At 75.5% G+C, this 19,807-nt stretch carries 11 protein-coding genes; 8 read left to right on the top strand and 3 right to left on the bottom strand.

All coding sequences use genetic code 11. From position 1 onward, the window contains the following. Positions 1-19: 19 nt before the first annotated feature. The 3 genes from ACZ6O2_RS24905 to ACZ6O2_RS24895 are packed head-to-tail and all read right to left on the bottom strand — an operon-like array spanning position 20 to position 3,239. Positions 20-886, bottom strand: coding sequence for a carbohydrate ABC transporter permease (locus tag ACZ6O2_RS24905; protein WP_466024492.1), 867 nt, complete (start codon positions 884-886; stop codon positions 20-22). Further along, positions 886-1,848, bottom strand: coding sequence for a carbohydrate ABC transporter permease (locus ACZ6O2_RS24900; protein ID WP_466024491.1), 963 nt, complete (start codon positions 1,846-1,848; stop codon positions 886-888). The genes ACZ6O2_RS24905 and ACZ6O2_RS24900 overlap by 1 nt, the downstream gene beginning before the upstream one ends. Then, positions 1,845-3,239, bottom strand: a complete 1,395-nt coding sequence (locus tag ACZ6O2_RS24895) for an ABC transporter substrate-binding protein (protein ID WP_350711860.1) — start codon at positions 3,237-3,239, stop codon at positions 1,845-1,847. Before ACZ6O2_RS24895 ends, ACZ6O2_RS24900 begins: the two co-directional genes overlap by 4 nt. 116 nt (positions 3,240-3,355) lie before the next feature. Between ACZ6O2_RS24895 and ACZ6O2_RS24890 the strand changes: the two genes are divergently transcribed. From ACZ6O2_RS24890 to ACZ6O2_RS24855, 8 genes are all read left to right on the top strand, one after another. Beyond that, positions 3,356-4,393: a zinc-dependent alcohol dehydrogenase gene (locus ACZ6O2_RS24890; RefSeq protein ID WP_466024490.1), complete on the top strand. Its 1,038-nt coding sequence runs from the start codon at positions 3,356-3,358 to the stop codon at positions 4,391-4,393. Next, positions 4,394-5,212 (top strand): sugar phosphate isomerase/epimerase family protein, encoded by an 819-nt coding sequence (locus ACZ6O2_RS24885; RefSeq protein ID WP_350711858.1) that lies wholly within the window; start codon positions 4,394-4,396, stop codon positions 5,210-5,212. Beyond that, complete coding sequence (locus ACZ6O2_RS24880; protein ID WP_466024489.1) at positions 5,209-6,582, top strand: MGH1-like glycoside hydrolase domain-containing protein; 1,374 nt, start codon at positions 5,209-5,211, stop codon at positions 6,580-6,582. Before ACZ6O2_RS24885 ends, ACZ6O2_RS24880 begins: the two co-directional genes overlap by 4 nt. An 85-nt stretch (positions 6,583-6,667) precedes the next feature. Beyond that, complete coding sequence (locus tag ACZ6O2_RS24875; RefSeq protein WP_466024488.1) at positions 6,668-7,072, top strand: DUF2267 domain-containing protein; 405 nt, start codon at positions 6,668-6,670, stop codon at positions 7,070-7,072. A gap of 337 nt (positions 7,073-7,409) precedes the next feature. Continuing rightward, the gene (locus ACZ6O2_RS24870) at positions 7,410-10,880 is read left to right on the top strand and encodes an AMP-binding protein (RefSeq protein WP_466024487.1); all 3,471 of its coding nucleotides are present in this window, start codon (positions 7,410-7,412) and stop codon (positions 10,878-10,880) included. After that, positions 10,877-13,987, top strand: a complete 3,111-nt coding sequence (locus ACZ6O2_RS24865; RefSeq protein ID WP_466024486.1) for a thioesterase domain-containing protein — start codon at positions 10,877-10,879, stop codon at positions 13,985-13,987. The genes ACZ6O2_RS24870 and ACZ6O2_RS24865 overlap by 4 nt, the downstream gene beginning before the upstream one ends. Continuing rightward, entirely contained in the window at positions 13,984-16,293 is a 2,310-nt protein-coding gene (locus ACZ6O2_RS24860) for a lantibiotic dehydratase (protein WP_466024485.1), read from the top strand. Before ACZ6O2_RS24865 ends, ACZ6O2_RS24860 begins: the two co-directional genes overlap by 4 nt. Continuing rightward, positions 16,290-19,796 carry an amino acid adenylation domain-containing protein gene (locus ACZ6O2_RS24855; protein ID WP_466024484.1) on the top strand — a complete coding sequence of 1,169 codons (3,507 nt, stop codon included), beginning with the start codon at positions 16,290-16,292 and terminating at the stop codon, positions 19,794-19,796. The genes ACZ6O2_RS24860 and ACZ6O2_RS24855 overlap by 4 nt, the downstream gene beginning before the upstream one ends. Positions 19,797-19,807: the final 11 nt, after the last annotated feature.

Raw genomic sequence — 19,807 nt, 5'->3', positions numbered from 1 at the left:
GCGGCAACCCCGCCCTGCCTCAGCCCTTCTCGGCGCCGCTGGTGAGCCCCTCCGTGAGCAACCGCTCGCTGGCGAAGAAGAGGATCACGATGGGCAGGGTGAGGATCACCGAGCCGGCCATCAGCACCGTCTTCGGCACCTCGACCCCGTCCGCCAGCTGCGCCAGCCCCAGCGACACCGTCCACCGGTTCGGCTTGTCGACCAGGAAGAGCAGGGCGAAGAGGAACTCGTTCCAGGCGATCATGAAGTCGTACAGGGCGACCGCCATGATGGACGGCGCCGCCAGGGGGAGGCTGACCCGACGGATGATGCCGAGCCGCCCCGCGCCGTCGATGGCCGCGGACTCCTCCAGGCTGACGGGGATGGTCTCGAAGTAGTTGCGCAGCATGTAGACCGAGACCGGCAGGGTCTGCGAGATGTAGACCAGCACCAGGCCCAGCAGCGAGCCGCGCAGCCCGGCCCGGGTGAAGACCACGAAGAGCGGGATCGCGATGACGATCGACGGGAAGAGGTAGACCGCCAGGAAGAGGAAGTCGACCTGCCGCCGGCCGAAGAACCGCAGCCGGGCGACGGCGTACGCGCCGGGGATCGCCACGGCCAGCGTCAGCAGGGTCGCCGCGACGGCGACCAGGCCGCTGTTGCGCATGAAGGTGAGGAAGCCCTGGCCGCCGTCGTCGGCCGCCCTGACCACCTCGGCGTACGTGTCGAAGGTCAGCTCGCCGAGGCCCACCACCAGCGAGCCGGGGTCGAGCAGCAGCCGCTCGACGGGGCGTACCGAGAGCACCAGCATGTAGTAGAAGGGGAAGACGGTGACCAGCAGGAACGTGGCGATCACCAGCCGGCGCAGCCAGCGCAGGCCCACCGTCTCGATCCGGTCCCGGTCCATCAGTCGACCCTCCGTCCACCGAAGAAGCGCAGGTACACCAGCACGAACACGATCAGCACCACCGCGAGCACGACCGCCTGCGCCGCCGCCGCGCCGATGTCCGTCCGCGCGGTCAGGAACTCGTAGACCCGGACGCTGACCACCTCGGTACCGGCCGCCCCGCCGGTGAGCAGGTAGACGTCGTCGAACTTGTTGAACGTTATGATGAACCGCAGCACGCCCAGCAGGCCGATCACCGGCAGCAGCTGCGGCAGCAGGATGTGCCGGAACCGCTGGGTGGGGGTGGCCCCGTCCACCCGGGCGGCCTCCTCCAGCTCGCCGGGCACCGCCTGGAGCCGGGCGAGCAGGAACAGGAACGCGAACGGGAAGTAGCGCCACGCCTCGAACGCGATGACCGTGGCCAGGGCCGTCGCCTCCTGGGACAGGAACGGCACCGGGGTGTCCCAGCCGAGGAACCGGCGGCCCCAGTCGTTGACGACGCCGAGCTGGGGGTCGAGCATCACCTGCCAGACGAAGGTGACCGCGACCACCGGCGCCACGTACGGCAGCAGCATCGACGCGCGCACGAGGGTGCGGCCCCGGAACGGCCGGCGTACGACGAGCGCCGCCACCAGGCCGAGGACGATCGAGCCGGCGGTGCTGGCCACGCTGTAGACCAGCGTGGTCCAGAGGGTGCCGGCGAAGCCCGGGGTGTTCAGGACCCGCTCGACGTTGTCCATCGTGAACTCGCCGAAGAGCCCGGTGCGGCGCAGCGTGGCGAGGCGTACCCGCTGGAAGGCCAGCACGACGGTCCAGACGACGGGGACGCCGATGACCGCGACGACGACGAGCAGGGTCGGGGCGACCAGCGCCAGCCCGGCGCGGGCCTCCCGGCGGCGCAGGGTCAGCGGTCGCCGGCGGGGGGCCGGGGCCGGCCGATCCCGGGTGGGGGAGCGGCCGGTGCCCGGCGCGGCGGTGGTCAATTGACGCCCGCCTTGATCGCCTCCACGTCCTTCTTCGCCCGGCCGGCGGCCGCGGCGGCGTCGGTCTTGCCGGCGACCACGTCGTTCAGCGCCTTGGGCACGGGCAGCTCGCCGAGGATCGCGCCGACCAGCTTGCCCTGGCCCTGGGTGAGGCCCCAGCGCTGGAAGGTGTCCGGGCTGCGCCGCAGGCCGGCGAGCACCTCCTCGCCGTACACGTCGGCGAGCGGCTTCTTGGCGTCCACCCCGGCCTGGCTGGCGTTCCAGGCGGTGAGGTACTTCTCCGGCTCGGCCGCGGTGCCCTTGCGGACGGGGAAGCGCCCCTCGGGGGACATGCCGAACCAGCGCGGGTAGGCGTCGCCGAGCATGTGCTCCACGAACGACTTCGCCGAGTCGGCGGCGGCGCCGTCGAGCACCGCCCACGAGCTGATCTCGCCGTACTGGGCCGGCGCAGCGCCGTTCGGGCCCTTGATCGCGGTGACGAAGCCGCTGTTCTTCGCCAGGTACGTCGGGTCGGCCTGGCACTGTGGGCAGGTCGGCCTGGCGTCGTCGCGCAGCCCGGCCAGCTCGTCGAGGATGAACGGCGACCAGATCAGCATGGCCGCCTTGCCGGCGAAGTAGGTGGCCCGCGTGGTGTCGACGTCCTGCGCGCCCTTGACGGAGCTGGTGCGCATGAGGTCGCCGTAGAACCGGAACGCCTCGACGCACTCGGGGGAGTCCAGCTTCACGGCCCCGGAGTCGTCGGTGAGCTGGCAGTTGTTGGCCAGCGCCAGGTGCTCGAAGGTCTGCTGGGTGAACACGTCGCCGGGGGCGGTGGCGGCGGTGATGCCGGCGACGCCGCCGGTGTTCAGCTTCGTGGCGGCGGCGGTGATCTTCTCGTACGTGTCGGGGGCGGGCAGCCCGGCGGCGTCGAACAGGTCCTTGCGGTAGACGAGTAGCTGACCCCAGCCGTCGCTGGGCACGGAGAGCTGTCTGCCGTCGTCGGCGGTCAGCTCGAGCGCGCGCGGCGAGAACGTCTGCCGGCCGAGCGCCTCGACGACCTCCGCGTTCGCCGAGGGGTGCAGCAGTTCGTTGCCGGCGAGGGTGCGTACCCCGGCCAGCGACACCGAGCCGACCACGTCGGGCAACTCGCCGGCGGCGGCGCTGGAGGCGATCAGCGAGGGGAACTGGTCCTCGTTCACGGTGACCAGGTCGACCGTGATCCCGGTCCTGGCGGTGAAGTCCGCGATGATCGCCTTGGTGGCGGTGACCCGGTCGGCCACGTCCTCCAGGCTCCACACGGTGATCTTCTTGCTGTCGCTGTCGGTTTCGTCGTCGCCGCAGGCCAGCAGGCTGGACCCGGTGACTGCCATGATCAGGGTGGCGGCGAGTATCCGCATCGGAGGTGCTGACATCGGTGGCACTCCTCTCGAAGGGTATACAAGGGATTCAACGCCTTCGATTGATCAATTACAAGACATATACCGATTTTCTGCCTACGATGGAGCCCAGTGCTACCGGGATGTGACTCATGGTCAACTGGGTTGTCTCTCTGGCCGGGCCCCGACGGATCAGCCTCGAGCCCTGCCCCCCGGATCCGCTCGGGCCCGGTCAGGTCCGCGTCCGCACCTGCTACTCCGGCATCTCGGCCGGCACCGAGCTCACCCTCTACCGGGGCAGCAACCCCCGGCTGAGCAAGGACTGGGACGACGTCAGCCGGATGTTCGTGCCCCGGCAGACCTCCGTGCCGTACCCGCTGGTGGGCTTCGGCTACGAGGAGGTCGGCGAGGTCGTCGAGGTCGCGTCCGACGTGGCCGGCCGGCGGGCGGGGGAGGTGGTCTGGGGCATCTGGGGACATCGCGCCGAGGCGGTCGTGGCCGCCGAGGCGGTGCACCCGCTGCCCGCCGGGCTGGATCCGCTCGCGGCCGTCTTCGCCCGCCCCGGGGCGATCGCCCTCACCGCCGTGCTCGCCGGCGACCTGCACCTCGGCGACTGGGTCGGCATCTTCGGGCAGGGCGTCATCGGGCTGCTCGCCACCCGCCTCGCCGCCCTCTCCGGCGCCCGGGTGGTCGCCGTCGACCGGGTGCCCGCCCGGCTGGCGCACGCCACCCGCCTCGGCGCGCGCATCGCGGTCGACGCGGGCACCGAGTCGGCCGCGGCCGTGCTGCGCCGGGCCACCGGCGGCCGGGGCGCGGACGTCTGCCTGGAGCTGTCCGGGGCCTACCCGGCGCTGCACGAGGCGATCCGCTCCACCACCCACGCCGGCCGCGTCGTGGCCGCCGGCTTCTACCAGGGGCAGGCCGACGGGCTCGGCCTGGGTGAGGAGTTCCACCACAACCGGATCCAGCTGGTGGCGGCCCAGGTCTCCGGGCCGACCCCGGCGCCCGGCATGGCCGGCCGGTGGACCGGATCCCGCGTCGCACACACCTTCATGGACCTGGTGGCCGAGGGCAGCGTCGACCCGCTGCCGCTGGTGAGCCACGTCGTGGACGCCAGCGCGGTGGCCGACGCGCTGGCGCTGCTCGACCGCGGTGACGGTGACGCCCTCCAAGTGGTGCTGAGGTTCTAGATGACGATCCCACTGGCCTGTCAGGAGCAGCTCCTGCCGGGCACCGACCTGATCCAGAAGTTCGCGCTCGCCACCGCGCTCGGCTACGACGCGATCGAGCTGCGCGGCCGGGGCGATCTCGGCCTCGCCCGCCGGCTGCCCGAGCTGCGCCGCGCCCGGGCGGCCGGGGTGGTCATGCCCACCGTCTGCGTCGAGATGGACCACTTCATCGGCGACTTCGACCCCGAGCGGTCCCGTGACGCGGTGCGCAACCTGCGCTCGCAGCTCTCGGTGATCGCCGAGCTCGGCGGCGTCGGCGCGATGACCCCGGCGGCGTGGGGGATGTTCTCCCGGCGGCTGCCGCCGTTCGAGCCGCCCCGCTCGCCCGCCGGTGACCGGCAGGTGCTCCTCGACGCCCTCGGCGAGCTGGGCGAGCACGCCCGCGCCGAGGGGGTCACCCTCTTCCTGGAACCGCTGAACCGGTACGAGGACCACATGGTCAACCGGCTCGACGACGCGGTGACCCTCTGCGCGGCCGTCGGGCTGCCCTCGGTGCGGGTGGTGGCGGACACCTTCCACATGAACATCGAGGAGGACGACGTGCACCGGGCGCTGCGCGCCGCCGCGCCCTATCTCGGGCACGTCCAGGTCAGCGACTCCAACCGCTACCAGCCGGGCGCCGGCCACCTCGACTGGCCGGCCCTGGTGCGCACCCTGCTGGAGATCGACTACCGGGGCTGGCTGGCGCTGGAGTGCCGGCTGCGGGGTGATCCGGTCCGCGCCCTGCACCAGGCCGCCGCCGTGCTCCGACACGCGCAGCCCCGGCAGGCGGCGGCATGAGCACCGACACCGCGGACGGCGGCCCGGGTACCGGGACGGCCGCCGACGGCGGTGCCCGGGACGGCGGGGCGCTGCGCCAACTCGCCGTCGCCACCCTCGACGGCAACTGGGAGCACGACCACACCGTGCCCTCGCGCACCCTCTACCCGCACCAGTGGAGCTGGGACTCGGCGTTCATCGCGCTCGGCTGGGCCCACGTCCGCCCCGACCGCGCCTGGCGGGAGCTGGCGAGCCTGTTCCGGGCCCAGTGGGCCGACGGGCGGGTGCCGCACATCGTGTTCAACCCGGCGCTGCGGCTCGGCTCGTACTTCCCGGGGCCGGAGTTCTGGGACTCGGCCCTCGCCGAGGGCGCCCCGGCCGCCGCCACGTCCGGGCTGGTCCAGCCGCCGGTGCACGCGCCCGCCGCGTGGCTGGCGTACCGCCGGTGCCCCTCCGAGGGCGGGCGGGCCGCGCTGCGCCGGCTCTATCCCGGGCTGGTGGCGCAGCAACGCTACCTGACCACCCGCCGGGACGTCGGCGGGGGCGGGCTGGCCTGCATCGTCCACCCGTGGGAGTCCGGGCTGGACAACAGCCCCGCCTGGGACGCGCCGATGGCGGCGGTGCCCGCCGACGCCGCCGTCATGCGCGCGTACCGCCGGCACGACACCACGCACGCCGACGCGGCGCACCGCCCCACCGACCTCGACTACGCGCGCTACGTCGCGATCGTGGCGTCCTACCGGCAGCACCGCTACCGCGACGCGGAACTGGCCGCCCACCATCCGTTCCTCGTGGAGTGTCCGCTGTTCAACGCGGCGATGGGCGCCGCCGAGCACGCGCTCGCCCGGATCGCGCCGGTGGTCGGGGCCGACCCCGGCCCGCACCGGGAGCGCGCCGCCCGGATCACCGAGGCCCTGGTGCACCGGCTGTACGACCCCACGACCGGCACCTTCCAGCCCCGGGACCTGCGCGCCGACCGCCTCGTGCCGGCCCGGACGGTGCTCGGCATCGTCCCGCTGATCCTGCCCGACCTGCCCGCCCGGCAGGCCACGGCGCTGGTCGCCGAGGCATGCTCGCCGCGGTTCGGGTTGGCCGCCCGGATGGACCGGCCGCTGCCCAGCCACGACCGCACGGCGCCGGACTTCGAGCCGCTGCGCTACTGGCGCGGGCCGAGCTGGATGAACGTCAACTGGCTGGTGCGCCGGGGGCTGCTCACCCACGGCCGTCCCGACCTGGCGGCCGGCCTGCGCGACTCGATGATCGAGCTGGTGGCCCTCTCCGGCTGCCACGAGTACTTCCACCCGGACACCGGCGCCGGGCTCGGCTCGCCCGCCTTCGGCTGGACCGCCGCGCTGCTGCTCGACGTCCTCGCCGACGACCCGGCCGGCTGAGTCGCCGCCCGACCGGCGGGCGAGGGCGCCGTTTGCCGGCGGCGGGCGCGGGTATGCGCGGGGCCGGTGACGACAGGAGGGCGCCGTGCGGTTTCCCCTATTCGTCGACGCGGTGTCCCGCCGGGCGGGGCTGTCGACCGCGCAGTCCGCCACGATCGCCCGCGCCGTGCTGCAGACGATGGTGGAGCGGATGACCGGCGGCCGGTCGGGCGACCTGGCCGGGCACCTCCCCGACGAGCTGGACGGCTACCTGGCCGGTCCCGACCCGTCCGACGGCCGGCCGGCCCCCCTCGGGCCGGCGGAGTTCCTGCGCCGCGTGGGGGAGCGGGCCGGGGTGGACGAGGCCACCGCCCGGGTCGGCACCGGCGCCGTCTTCGCCACCCTGCGGGAGGCGGTCACCGTCGACGAGTTCCGCGACATGGTCGCCCGGCTGCCCGGGGACTTCGACGGCACGAGCCAGCCGATCCCTCGCCCGCCATATGACAGCTGACGACCCAGCCTGTCATCCGTCGTTCACAAAGTCGTCTGTGGACATCGACCCCGATCGCAGGAAGACTGAAGGTTCACGTGCCGTTTGACCGGAGAATCACCGGCCGGGTCGCAAGTAGACGGAAACTCCTCTATGCGCTAGAGGGATGATCGGACGGATTTCCCCATCCGTTGTGTGAGGTGTCCGTCGACTGTTCGGCTGGACTCTAAACGATGATCTTTCCCGCCAGGTATCGAGCCTTATGCTGCTTCCATTGTGAAGTCCTGGGGGGGATCGATGGTTGCGTTTGTCAAACGCTGCACGCTGTCCATCAGCGGGTCCGCCACCACGCGTTGACATGGCAGAACCGACGGTAGTCAATCGCTTCAGCGCCGTCGCCGCCCGTCGGCCCGACCAGCCGGCTGTCCTCGGCGAGACCGCTCCGCTCAGCTACGCCGCGCTCGCCGGCGCCGCGGGCGGGCACGCCGTCGCGCTCGCCGCGGCCGGGTGCCGGCCGGGCGACCGGGTCGCACTGCTCACCGGGCACGGGCCCGCGACCATCGCCGCCATCCTCGGCACGCTCGCCGCCGGGTGCGCGTACGTGCCGCTGGATCCGGGCTTCCCGGAACAGCGGCTGCGGCACATGCTCGCCGCCGCGGAGGTCGGCACCGTCCTGTGCGGAGTGGAGCACGCCGGGCTGGCCCGTCGGCTCACCGCCGACCGGCTGGCCGTCCGGGTGCTGACCGTCGACGACCTACCGGCCGCGCCGCTGCGGCCCGTGCCCGTCGACCCGGACGCGCTGGCGTACGTGCTGTTCACCTCCGGTTCCACCGGCGTGCCGAAGGCGGTCGGCCAGACCCACCGCAACCTGCTGCACGTGGTGGACAACCAGATCGCGGCACTCCACATCGGCCCGGAGGACCGGCTCAGCCTGCTCGCCTCGTTCAGCTTCGACGCGGCGATTCCCGACCTCTACCCGGCGCTGCTCGCCGGGGCCGCCGTCGTCCCGGTGGAGCTGCGCCGGCACGGCCTCGCCCACGCCGTCGAGCAGCTCGCCCGGCACGGGGTCACCGTCTACCACTCCACCCCGACCGTCTACCGCTTCCTGCTCGACACCCCCGGCCCCCGCCTCGACCGGGTGCGGGTCGTGCTGCTCGGCGGCGAGCAGGCCACCCACGCCGACGTGGCCCGCGGACGAGACCGCTTCGCCCCCGACTGCGTGCTGGTCAACGGCTACGGCGCCACGGAGATGACCTTCGCCGCCCGGTACGCGCTGCCGCTCGCCGACGCCGACCCCGCCGCCACCGGGCCGCTGCCGATCGGCACCGCGCTGCCCGGGTACGAGCTGCGCCTCGGCGAGGGCGACGAGATCGTGGTGCGCAGCCGGCACCTCGCCCCCGGCTACCTCGGCCAGGACAGCGACCGGTTCGCCGTCGACCCCGACGGCGTGCCGACGTACCGGACGGGGGACCTCGGCGCGCGGCTGTCCGGCGGCGACCTCGTCTGCCTCGGCCGGCTCGACCGGCAGGTGAAGGTACGCGGGTTCCGCGTCGAGCTGACCGAGATCGAGGCCGTGCTCGCCGACCAGCCGGGCGTCGCCGGGGTCCGCGCCATCGCGCGCGACGGCGAGCTGCTCGCGTACGCCCGGCCGGGCGGTGCCGCGCTGGACCCGGTGGCCCTGCGCGACGCCCTCGCCCGACGGCTGCCGGAGTACGCGCTGCCGCGCGCGGTGGTGGTGGTCGACGAGTTCCCGCTCACCGTCACCGGCAAGATCGACGAGCGGGCGCTGCCCGACCCGGCCCGGGACGTGCCCGCCGGGGAGGCGCCGGCCACACCCACCGAGCGGATCGTGCACGACATCTGGTGCGAGGTGCTCGGCCGCCCGGCCGTCGGCCGCACCGACAGCTTCTTCGACGTCGGCGGCCAGTCGCTGCTGCTCGGTCGGGTGCAGCAGCGGCTCGCCGAGCGGTTCGGGGTGCGGCTGCCCATGCTGCGGCTCTTCGAGCACCCGACCGTGGCCGCCCAGGCCCGGCTCGTCGACACCCCGCCGGAGCAGGTCCGCGCGCCGGCCGTGCCCGCCCCGGTCGCCCCGGCGACCGCCGCCCGGGAGTACACGGGCGACGAGATCGCCGTGGTCGGCCTCGCCGGCCGGTTCCCGGGCGCGCCCGACGTCGGCACCTTCTGGTGGAACCTCTGCGCCGGCGTGGACTCCATCCACGACCACAGCGACGAGGAGTTGGCCGCCCTCGGCATCGGCCCCGGCCTGCGCGCCGACCCCCGGCACGTCAAGGCGGCCGGCCGGCTGGACGGGGTGGCCGACTTCGACGCCGAGTTCTTCTCCTTCGGCGCCGACGAGGCGGCCCGCACCGACCCGCAGCACCGGCTCTTCCTCGAGACGGCCTGGGAGGCCCTGGAGGACGCCGGGCACGACCCGGCGCGGTTCCCCGGGCTGGTCGGCGTCTACGCCGCCACCTCCGCCAACCGGTACTTCCTGTTCCACCTCATGGACAACCCGGCCGTGGTCGGCGACGTCGACCCCGACGACTGGGAGGCCCGGCTCGTCGGCCGGCAGTTCACCGACCACCTGCCCGGGCAGGTGGCCTACCGGCTGGGCCTGACCGGGCCGGCGGTCGCCGTGCAGAGCGCCTGCTCCAGCTCGCTGGTCGCGGTCTGCCTCGCCGCGCAGAGCCTCGCCGACTACCAGTGCGACATCGCCCTGGCCGGCGGGGTGAACGTCACCTGGCCCCGCTACCGGCACACCCCCGGCGGTCTGGCCTCCCCGGACGGCCGCTGCCGCGCCTTCGACGAGGCCGCCGCCGGCGCCGGCTTCGGCTCCGGCGCCGGTGTGGTCGCCCTGCGCCGGCTCGCCGACGCCCAGGCCGACGGCGACCGGATCTACGCGATCCTGCCCGGTTGGGCCGTCACCAACGACGGCGCCGACCGCGCCGGGTTCGCCGTCCCCGGGCCCGCCGGGCAGGCCGCCGCCGTCGCCGGCGCGCTCGCCGCGGCGGAGGTCGCCCCCGGTGAGGTCCGCTTCATCGAGGCCCACGGCAGCGGCACGCCGCTCGGCGACGCCATCGAGGTCGCCGCGCTGCACGAGGTGTACGCCGGCGCCGGGCCCGCCGAGACGTGCGCGCTCGGCTCGGTGAAGACCAACATCGGCCACCTCGACGCGGGCGCCGGCATCGCCGGGCTGATCAAGGCCGTACTCGCCGTGCAGCACGGCGTCATCCCGCCGAACCTGCACTTCACCCGTCCGCACCCGGAGATCGACCTGGCCGGCGGCCCGTTCTACGTGCCGACCAAGGCACGGGACTGGCCCGAGGCGACCCGTCGCGTCGCCGGGGTCAGCTCGTTCGGGCTGGGCGGCACGAACGCGCACGTGGTGGTCGAGCAGCCGCCCCCGGCCGAGCCGGTCGACGGCGCGGACGCGCCCGCGTACCTGCTGCCGGTGTCGGCGCGGACCCCGGCGGCGCTGCGGGTGGCGCTGACCCGGCTGCGGCAGCACCTCGCCGGGGCCGCCCCGGCGCTCGCCGACGTGGCCGCCACGCTCGCCCTGGGCCGGCGCGCCTTCGGCTGCCGGGCGGCCGTGGTGGCGGCCGACCCCGCCGGCGCCGTCGCCGCGCTGGACGAACTGCTCGCCACCGACGCCCGGCTGGCCGGCGAGCCCGGCGAGCTGCGCGAGCTGGCGACGGCCTGGGTCGCCGGCCGGGACGTGGACTGGGCGGCGCTGCACCCCGAGGGCTCGGTCCGGCGCACCGGGCTGCCCACGTATCCGTTCCAACGCCAGCGGTACTGGATCGACCCCCCTCAGAAAGGTGCGCGGTGAACTGGTTCGTCTCCGCCGGCCGTCGTGAACCGGCGCCGGTGCAACTGTTCTGCCTGCCGTACGCCGGCGGCGGCGCGAGCGTCTTCCGTCGGTGGCAGGAGGAGATCGGGCCGGACGTCGAGGTGCTGCCGGTGCAGCTGCCCGGGCGGGAGAACCGGATCAGCGAGGACCCGGAGTTCCGGGTGGTGGACGTCGCGTCCGCCATCGCCGATCGGGTCCGCGGCCCGTACGCGATCTACGGCCACTCGATGGGCGGCCGGGTCGGCTTCGAGGTGGTCCGCGAGCTGCGCCGCGCCGGCCGTCCGCTGCCGCTGCGGCTCTACGTCGGCGGCGCCCGCGCCCCGCACGTCACCGCGCCCAGCCTCTTCGACGGGCTGTCCAGGGTGGACGACGACGAGCTGCTGCGCCGCCTGGGCGCCGGCGGCGGGTTGCCGGCCGAGCTGCTGGCGCACCCCGAGCTGGTCGAGCTGCTGCTGCCGCTGCTGCGCGCCGACTTCGGCCGGGTCGACAGCTACCGCTACACCCCGGGCGAGCCGCTGCCGGTGCCGATCGTGGCGTTCAGCGGCCGGCACGACCGCGCCGTCCGCCGGGAGCACAGCGACGCGTGGCGGGAGCACACCGCCGCCGGCTTCACCCTGCACGAGATCGAGGGTGGGCACTTCTTCCTCAACGACCGGCTCCCCGACCTGCTCGCCGCGATCCGCGCCGACCTCGACGGGGCCGTGACGGCCGGCCCGGAGCCGGCGGCCGCCGTCCCGCCGGCGGCGACGGTCGGGACCGGCGCGGTGGCGGGCGGGCACCGGGTGCCGCTCGGCGACACCGGCTGGTCGGTGTGGCGGGACGCCATCCTGCGTACCACCGGCTTTCCCGCCGACGGCCTGACCATGCTGTCCGCTCCGCAGGCCGCGGCGGCCGCCGACGGGCTGCTCGCCACCGGCGAAGGCGCGGAGCGGTACGACAAGGAGCTCGCCGAGGCGCTGACGGCGACCGGGCGCCGGATCACCGAGCTGGCCGCCGATCCGCTGCTGCGGGAGGCGGTCACCTGGCAGAACCGGGGCGCCGTGGTCGCGCTGGACGGCCTGGCGCGGGGCGGCCCCGACCCGGCGCGCAACGTGCGGCGGCGGGACCGGGAGCGCGCCCTGCTGAAGTACTGGCAGCGGTACTGCGGCAAGAACGAGACGGTCGGCTTCTTCGGCCCGAGCTGCTGGGTCACCCTCGACCCGGCTCGCCCGGAGACCGCCGACGTGCGCCCCGGCCCGGGCCTGACCCGGCGCCGCTGGGTGTGGTTCGAGTCCTGGGCGCTCAGCGCCTACGCCGACCGGATCGGCCGGGACGTGGCGGTGCGCGCCTGGTGGGCGCCGATGCTCTGCCCGCAGCTGAGCCTCGCCGACCGCACCGTCCACCGGCCCGGCCGGCCGCCGGTGCCGCTCACCCCCGTGGAGGCGGCGCTGCTGGCCGCCGCCGACGGCCGGCGCCCGGCCCGCGAGCTGGTCGCCGACCCAGCGATCGGGCTGCGCCGGGCGGAGGACGGCTACGCGCTGCTGGACCGGCTGGTCGAGCGCGAGCTGATCACCTGGGACGCGGGGCTGCCGGTGAGCCCCGACGCAGAGGACGTGCTGCGGCGGCGGATCGAGGAGATCGGCGACGAGCCCGCGCGGGAGGACGCCCGCGCCGGCTTCGACCGGCTGTGCGCCGCCCGGGACGCCGTGGCCGCCGCCGCCGGCGACCCGGAGCGGCTCGGCGCCGCCCTGGACGCGCTCGACGCGACCTTCACCGAGCTGACCGGGCAGCCCCCGCGCCGCCGCGCCGGCCAGATGTACGCCGGCCGCACCCTCTGCTACGAGGACACCAGCCGGGACCTCGACGTGGTCTTCGGCAAGCCGCTGCTCGACCGGATCGCCGCCCCGCTCGCGGTGCTGCTCCAGGCGGCCCGCTGGCTGGTCGACGCGCTGGAGCGGGCGTACGACGCGGCGTTCCGCGAGCTGTACGACGAACTGCGCGCCGAGGCGGGCGGCGGACCGGTGTCCCTGGCCGACCTCTGGTTCCTGGCGCAGGGCATGTTCTGGGGCGACGGCGCCCGGCCGGTCGACGCGGTCGCCGCCGAGTTCGCCGACCGCTGGGCCGGACTGTTCGGCCTGGCCGCGCTGCCGGCCGGGACGACGGAGGTCCGGCTGCCGGTGGCCGACCTGGCCACCCGGGTCGCCGAGGCCTTCCCGGCCGAGCGGCCGGCCTGGCCCAACGCCCGGCTGCACAGCCCCGACCTGCAGATCTGCGCCGCCGACGCGGAGGCGCTGGCGCGCGGCGACTACACCGTGGTCCTCGGCGAGCTGCACGCCGCCTGGGCATCCTTCGACTGCCAGGTCTTCACCCCGTCGCACCCCGACGTGGGCCGGCTGCGCGACGCGCTGACTGAGGACCTCGGCGAGCGGCGGATCCGGCTGCTCGTCCCGAACGACTGGCCCCGGCGCACCAGCCGGGTCGCCGAGGCGCTCACCGGGCCGACGGACCGGCAGTTGGCCTTCGCGCCCGCACCCGGCGCCGACCCCGACCGGGTGCTGCCCACGGTCGACCTGACCGTCGCCGAGTGCGGCGGCCGGCTGGTCGCCACCGCCCCGGACGGGCAGCGCTGGACGCTGCCCGAGCTGTTCTCCCCGCTGCTCAGCGCGCACGCCGTCGACGGGTTCAAGCTGGTCAGCCCCGCGCCGTACACGCCCCGGATCACGGTCGGCGAGCTGGTGGTGGCGCGGCAGACCTGGCGGACGACGGTCGGCGAGAGCGGGCTCGCCACGGTCACCGGCGAGCGGGAACGGTTCCTCGCGGTCCGGGACTGGCGCCGCCGTCTCGGGCTGCCCGAGCAGGTCTACATCAAGCTCGGCACCGAGACCAAGCCCTGCTTCGTGGATCTCAGCAGTCCGGCGTTCGCCAACATGTTCTGCGCCATGGTGCGGGCCGCCCGCACCGACGGCGGCGACGACGCCTCGCTGGCGGTCAGCGAGATGCTGCCCACGGCGGCGGACGCCTGGGTGCCCGACGCGGCCGGCCGGCGCTACTTCAGCGAGCTGCGGCTGCACATCGTGGACGCCGACGAGCGGGAGGGCGGCCGATGAGCCACAAGATCCCGCTCGGCGACACCGGCTGGTCGGTGTGGCGCGACGTCGTCCTGCGTACCGCCGGCTTCCCGGCGGCCGGGCTGGCGGCCTTCGCCGCGCCCGAGGCGGCGGCCGCCGCCGACGCCCTGCTCCGCGGCGAGGGCGAGGCGGAGCCGTTCGACAAGGCGTTCGCGACGGCGCTGCTGGACGGCTCCGCGGTGGCCAACGAGATCGCCGCCGACCCGCTGCTGCGCGAGGCGGTCACCTGGCAGAACGCGGAGATGCTCATCGCGCTGGACGGCCTGCTGCGCACCGACCCGTCCGTCCGCAACGTCCGCCGCCGCAAGCGCGAGCTGAGCCTGCTGCGCTACTGGCAGCGCTACTGCGGCAAGGCGGAGACGATCGGCTTCTTCGGCCCGGTCTGCTGGGGTCGGCTCGACCCGGACGAGCCGACCACGCGGCTGCGGCCCGGGCCGGCGCTGGTGTCCCGGCGCGAGGTCCACTTCGAGGCGTGGGCGCTGATCGCGTACGCCGACCGGCTCGCCGACGACCTGGCGGTGCGGCGCTGGTGGGCGCCGACGCTGCCGCCGCACCTGAGCCTGTCCGACCGGCAGGTCAGCCGGCCGCTGCTCCCGCCGACGGAGCTGACCGCCGTGGAGGCCCGGCTGCTCGCCGCCTGCGACGGGCGCACCCCGGCGGTCACCCTGGTCGAGCGGCTGCTGGCCGGCGGGGAGACCGGTCTGCGCAGCGCCGACGACGGATATCTGCTGCTCGACCGGCTGGTCGAGCGGGACCTGCTGACCTGGGACGCCGGCCTGCCGGTCAGCCCGCAGGCCGAGCGCGTGCTGGTGGAGCGGATCGACGCGATCGGCGACGCGCAGGTCCGCGCCGAGGTGGCGGTCGCGTTCGACCGGCTGCGCGCGGCGCGCGACGCGGTGGCCGCGGCGGCCGGGGACCCCGAACGGCTCGGCGCCGCGCTCGCCGCGCTGAACGCCGAGTTCACCGAGGTCACCGGCCGGCCCGCCACCCGCCAGGCCGGGCAGATGTACGCTGGCCGCACGGTGCTCTACGAGGAGACCGCCCGCGACCTGGACTTCACGGTCGGCTCCCGGGTGCTGGACGCCCTGGCCGAGCCGCTGGCGATCGTGCTGACGGCCGCCCGCTGGCTGACCGCCGAGGTGGGCGCCGCCGGCGAGCGGATCTTCGCGGAGCTGCACGCCGAGCTGCGCGGCGACGGGCCGGCGCGGCTGGCCGACGTCTGGGCGCTGGCCCAGGGGCTGCTGCTCGCCCCGGACGGCCCGATCGCCCGGGCCGGCGCCGGGTTGACCGCCCGCTGGGCGGAGCTGATCGGCCTGGACGCGGTGGTCCCGGGACAGACCGAGCTGCGGCTGTGCAGCGCCGACCTGGCCGGGCGGGCCCGCACCCTCTTCGCCGCCGACCGCCCCGGCTGGCCGTCCGCCCGCATCCACAGCCCGGACGTGCAGATCAGCGCCGCCGGGCTGGACGCGCTCAACCGGGGGGACTTCCTGCTCGTCCTCGGCGAGCTGCACCCGGCCTACGTCCCGTTCGACAGCGCGGTGCTGACCCCGTTCCACCCCGACCAGCCGGCGCTGCGGGCCGCGTTGGACGCCGAACTCGGGCCGGCCCGGGCGCGGGTGCTCTACCCGGAGAGCTTCCCGCGGATGACCACCCGCATCACGTACGCCCTCAACGGTCCCCTGGACCGCCAGTTCGGCATCGACACGGCCCGGGGCGCCGACATCGACCGGCTGGTCCGCGCCACCGAGGCGCGGGTGGAGAACGACGGCGACGAGTGGCTCGCGGTGCTGCCGGACGGCAGCCGCTGGCCGCTGATGGAGATCTTCGCCAACCTGCTCGGCGCGCTGCTGCTCGACAGCTTCAAGCTCCTCGCGCCGGCCCCGCACACCCCCCGGATCACCATCGACCGGCTGGTCGTGGCGCGGCAGACCTGGCGGACGACGGTGGCGGAGACCGGCCTGGCCGGCGTCACCGGCGAGGCCGAGCGGTTCCTGGCGGTCCGCCGCTGGCGGGCCCGGCTCGGGCTGCCCGAGCGGGTCTTCGTCAAGGTGGGCACCGAGATCAAGCCCTGCTACGTCGACCTCACCGCCCCGCTGCACGCCCAGTCCCTCTGCGCCATGGTCGACGCCGCCGCGAAGAGCGGCCCCGACGTCACCGTGACGGTCAGCGAGCTGCTGCCGGACCCGGCGGACGCCTGGGTGACCGACGCGCAGGGGCGTGGCTACGTCAGCGAGCTGCGGTTGCAGATCACCGATCCAGTGAGTTACCGGGGAGAGAACGGGTGACCGACATCCTGTCCATCAGCGCCGTCCACGGGGAGACCCTGCCGTGGCCGGACGCGACGCTGGCCGAGCTGATCGCCGCGCAGGCCGCCCGCACCCCGGACGCGGTCGCGGTGCGCCAGTGGGACACCCGGCTCACCTACGCCGAGCTGCTCGGCCGGGCGGCCGGGGTGGCCGCCGCGCTGCGCGGGCGCGGCGTCGGCCGGCAGGCCCGGGTCGGCGTCTGCGGGGCCCGCAACCCCGACCTCGTCGCGACCGTGCTCGGGGTGCTGCTGGCCGGCGGCTGCTACGTGCCGCTGGAGCCGGGCGGCCCCCGCCAGCGGCTGCGGGAGATCGCCGCCGACGCGGGGGTGTCCGTGGTCGTCGGCGACGCCGCCGTGGCCGAGTTCGGCGACGTGCCGGGCGTCGAGGCGCTCGGCCTGCCCGGGCCGGCGCCGCTGGCCCCGTGCCCGGCGCGCCCCGGCGACCCCGCGTACGTGCTGTTCACCTCGGGCTCCACCGGCCGGCCGAAGGGCGTGCTCACCACCCACCGCAACGTGGTCGAGTTCGTCACCGGCTGCGTCGCGATGACCGGCGCGGACGCGGGCGTGCGCAGCCTCGGCATCGCCTCGCTCGGCTTCGACGCGGCCACCATGGACCTCTTCGTGCCGCTGCTGCTCGGCGGCGCCGTCCAGCTCCTCGGCGCCGACGACCGGGCCGACCCCGTCCGGCTGGCCCGGTTCATCGCCGCGCACGAGGTGAACTGGGGCTTCATCACGCCGACCGTGCTGTCCATGCTGGACCCGGCGGACCTGCCGGCCTGGCGGGTGGTGCTCTGCGGCGGTGAGGCGGTGCCGGCCGAGCTGGCCGCCCGCTGGGCCCCCGGCCGGCTCTTCCTCAACGGGTACGGCCCGACCGAGACCACCGTGCTCGCGGTCAGCGGCGAGCTGACCGCCGCCGAGACCGACCCGGTGCCGATCGGCCGCCCGCTGCCCAACCACCGCGCGTACGTGGTGGACGCCGAGCTGCGCCCGGTGCCCCTGGGTGAGGCCGGCGAGCTGCTGATCGGCGGCCCGGGCCTGGCCGACGGCTACCTCGGCCGGCCCGGCCTGACCGCCGAGCGCTTCGTCCCCGACCCGTTCGGCGACCCGGGGGAGCGGCTCTACCGCACCGGCGACCTGGTGCGGCAGGACCCGGACGGCCGGATCGTCTACCTGGGCCGGCTCGACCGGCAGGTCAAGATCCGGGGCCAGCGGATCGAGCTGGGCGAGGTGGAGGCCGTGCTGGCCGGCCTGCCCGGCGTGCGGCAGGTCGCCGTGGAGGCGGTCCCCGGCCCGGCCGGCACCGAACTGGTCGCCTTCCTCACCCCGGCCGACGCCCCGGACGACGAGCGGCTGCGGGCGTACGCCCTGCTCCGGCTGACCGCCGCGATGCTGCCGGCCCGGGTGCTGCGCCGCGACGACCTGCCGGTCAGCCCGACCACCGGCAAGCTGGACCGGCCGGCGCTGCGGGCGCTGGCCGCCCCGGCCGCCGCCCCGGCTCCCGCCGGGCCGGTCGACGTCGACGAGCCGGTCGAGGCGGCGGTGGCCCGGATCTGGGGCCGGCTGCTCGGCGCGGCGCCCACCCCGGAGACCGACTTCCTCGCCGCCGGGGGCAACTCCATCGCCGCGATGCGCCTGGTCGCCGCGCTCCGGGCCGAGCTGGGCCGGCACGTCGACACCCGGGACGTGTTCACCGGCCGTACCTTGGCCGGCCTGGTGGAGCGGATCACCGCCGCCGCCCCGGCCGACGGCGACGGGTTGACCACCGGCAACCCGCCCACCCTCTCCCCGCCGCAGCGCCGGCTGTGGTTCGTCGACCAGCTCGCTCCGTCCAGCGCCCCGTACAACATCGCGGTGGCGCACCGGCTGCGCGGCCCGCTGGACACGGTCGCCCTCGGCGCCGCGCTGCGGGCGGTCGTCGAGCGGCACGACGTGCTGCGCTGGCGCATCCCGCAGACCGCCGGCGTGCCGTACGCGGTCTGCGAGGAGCCGACCGACGTGGCCGTCCCGGTGGTCGACCTGAGCGGCGGCGCCGACGCCGAAGCCGAGCTGGCCGGGATGCTCGCCGCCGGGGCGGCGCACTCCTTCGACCTGGCCACCGGGCCGCCCTGGCAGGTGACCGTCTACCGGGTCGGGCCGGACGAGCACGTCCTGGCGATCACCCTGCACCACGCGGTGTTCGACGGCTGGTCGGAGAAGCTGCTCTACGACGACCTCGCGGCGGCGTACGACCGGGCGTTGCTGGGCGGCGCTCCGGCGCTGCCCGCGCTGCCCGCCACGTACGCCGACTACGCCGTCTGGCGGGCGGAGCGGGACCGGCGGCGCGGCGCGGCCGACCTGGACTGGTGGGTGGCGCACCTGCGCGACGTGCCGACGGTGCTGGAGCTGCCCCGCGACCGGCCCCGGCCGGCGGTGGCCACCTACGCCGGCGCCGAGGCGGCGGTGCGGCTGCCCGAGGCGTGCGACCGCGGGGTGCGGGAGCTGGCCGAGCGGCGCGGCACCACCGTGGCGGCGGTGCTGCTGGCCGGCTTCGGCGAGCTGCTGCGCCGGCTCACCGGCTGCGACGACCACGTGGTCGGCGCGATCGTCGCCGACCGCCGGCTGGCCGCCTTCGACGACGTGGTGGGCTTCTTCATCGACACCGTGCCGGTGCGGGTGCGCGGCGGCGGGGCCAGCTTCGCCGAGTTGGTCGACCGGTGCGCGGGCGAGCTGCACGACGCGACCGCCCACCCGGGCGCCCCGCTGGAGCGGATCGTGGAGGCGCTCGGCGTCGGGCGGGACACGTCCCGCGCGCCGCTGGTGCAGGTGCTGTTCAACGTGCTCAACTTCGCCCCGCCCCGGCTGGCGCTGACCGGCCTGGACACCGCGCCGGTCGCGGTGCCCAAGCCCGGCTCGCCGTTCGACATCACCGTCTACGTGGTGGAGCGGGCCGGCCGGTGCGGCGTCGAGGTGGTCTACAACCCCGACCTGTTCGACGCCGGGCGGATCGACGACCTGCTGGCCGACCTGGTCGCCCTCGTCGGCGCGCTGGTCGCCGCCCCGGACACGCCGGCCGACCGGGTGGCCGCCGAGCTGCCCCGGCCGACCGTGGCCACGCCGCAGCTCGGCGCCATGACCGTCGCCGCCGGCGAGGCCCCGCGCGCCGTGCTGCCGGCCGGCCCCGACGGGCTGACCGACACGGAGGAGCTGGTCGCCGGCATCTGGCGCGAGGTGCTGGAACGCGACCAGGTCGGCGTCACCGACAACTTCTTCGACATCGGCGGGCACTCCCTGGCGCTGGCCGCCGTGCACGCCCGGCTCACCGCCGCCACCGGCCGGTCGATCAAGATGCTCGACCTCTTCCGGCACCCCACCATCCGGGCGTTCGCCGCCAGCCTCGACGGCGCCGCCGACCGGCCCGAGCTGGCCCGCGCCGCGCTGCGCGCCGCCGCCCGACGCAGCCGTACCCGCCGCAACCCACCCCGCCGCCCCGGCGGCACCGCGTGACGAAGGACAGC

It is taken from the genome of Micromonospora sp. NPDC048040, from assembly GCF_055587185.1.
The sequence above is the reverse complement of the archived record's forward strand: the minus strand, read 5'-3'. Positions and strand labels throughout refer to the sequence as shown.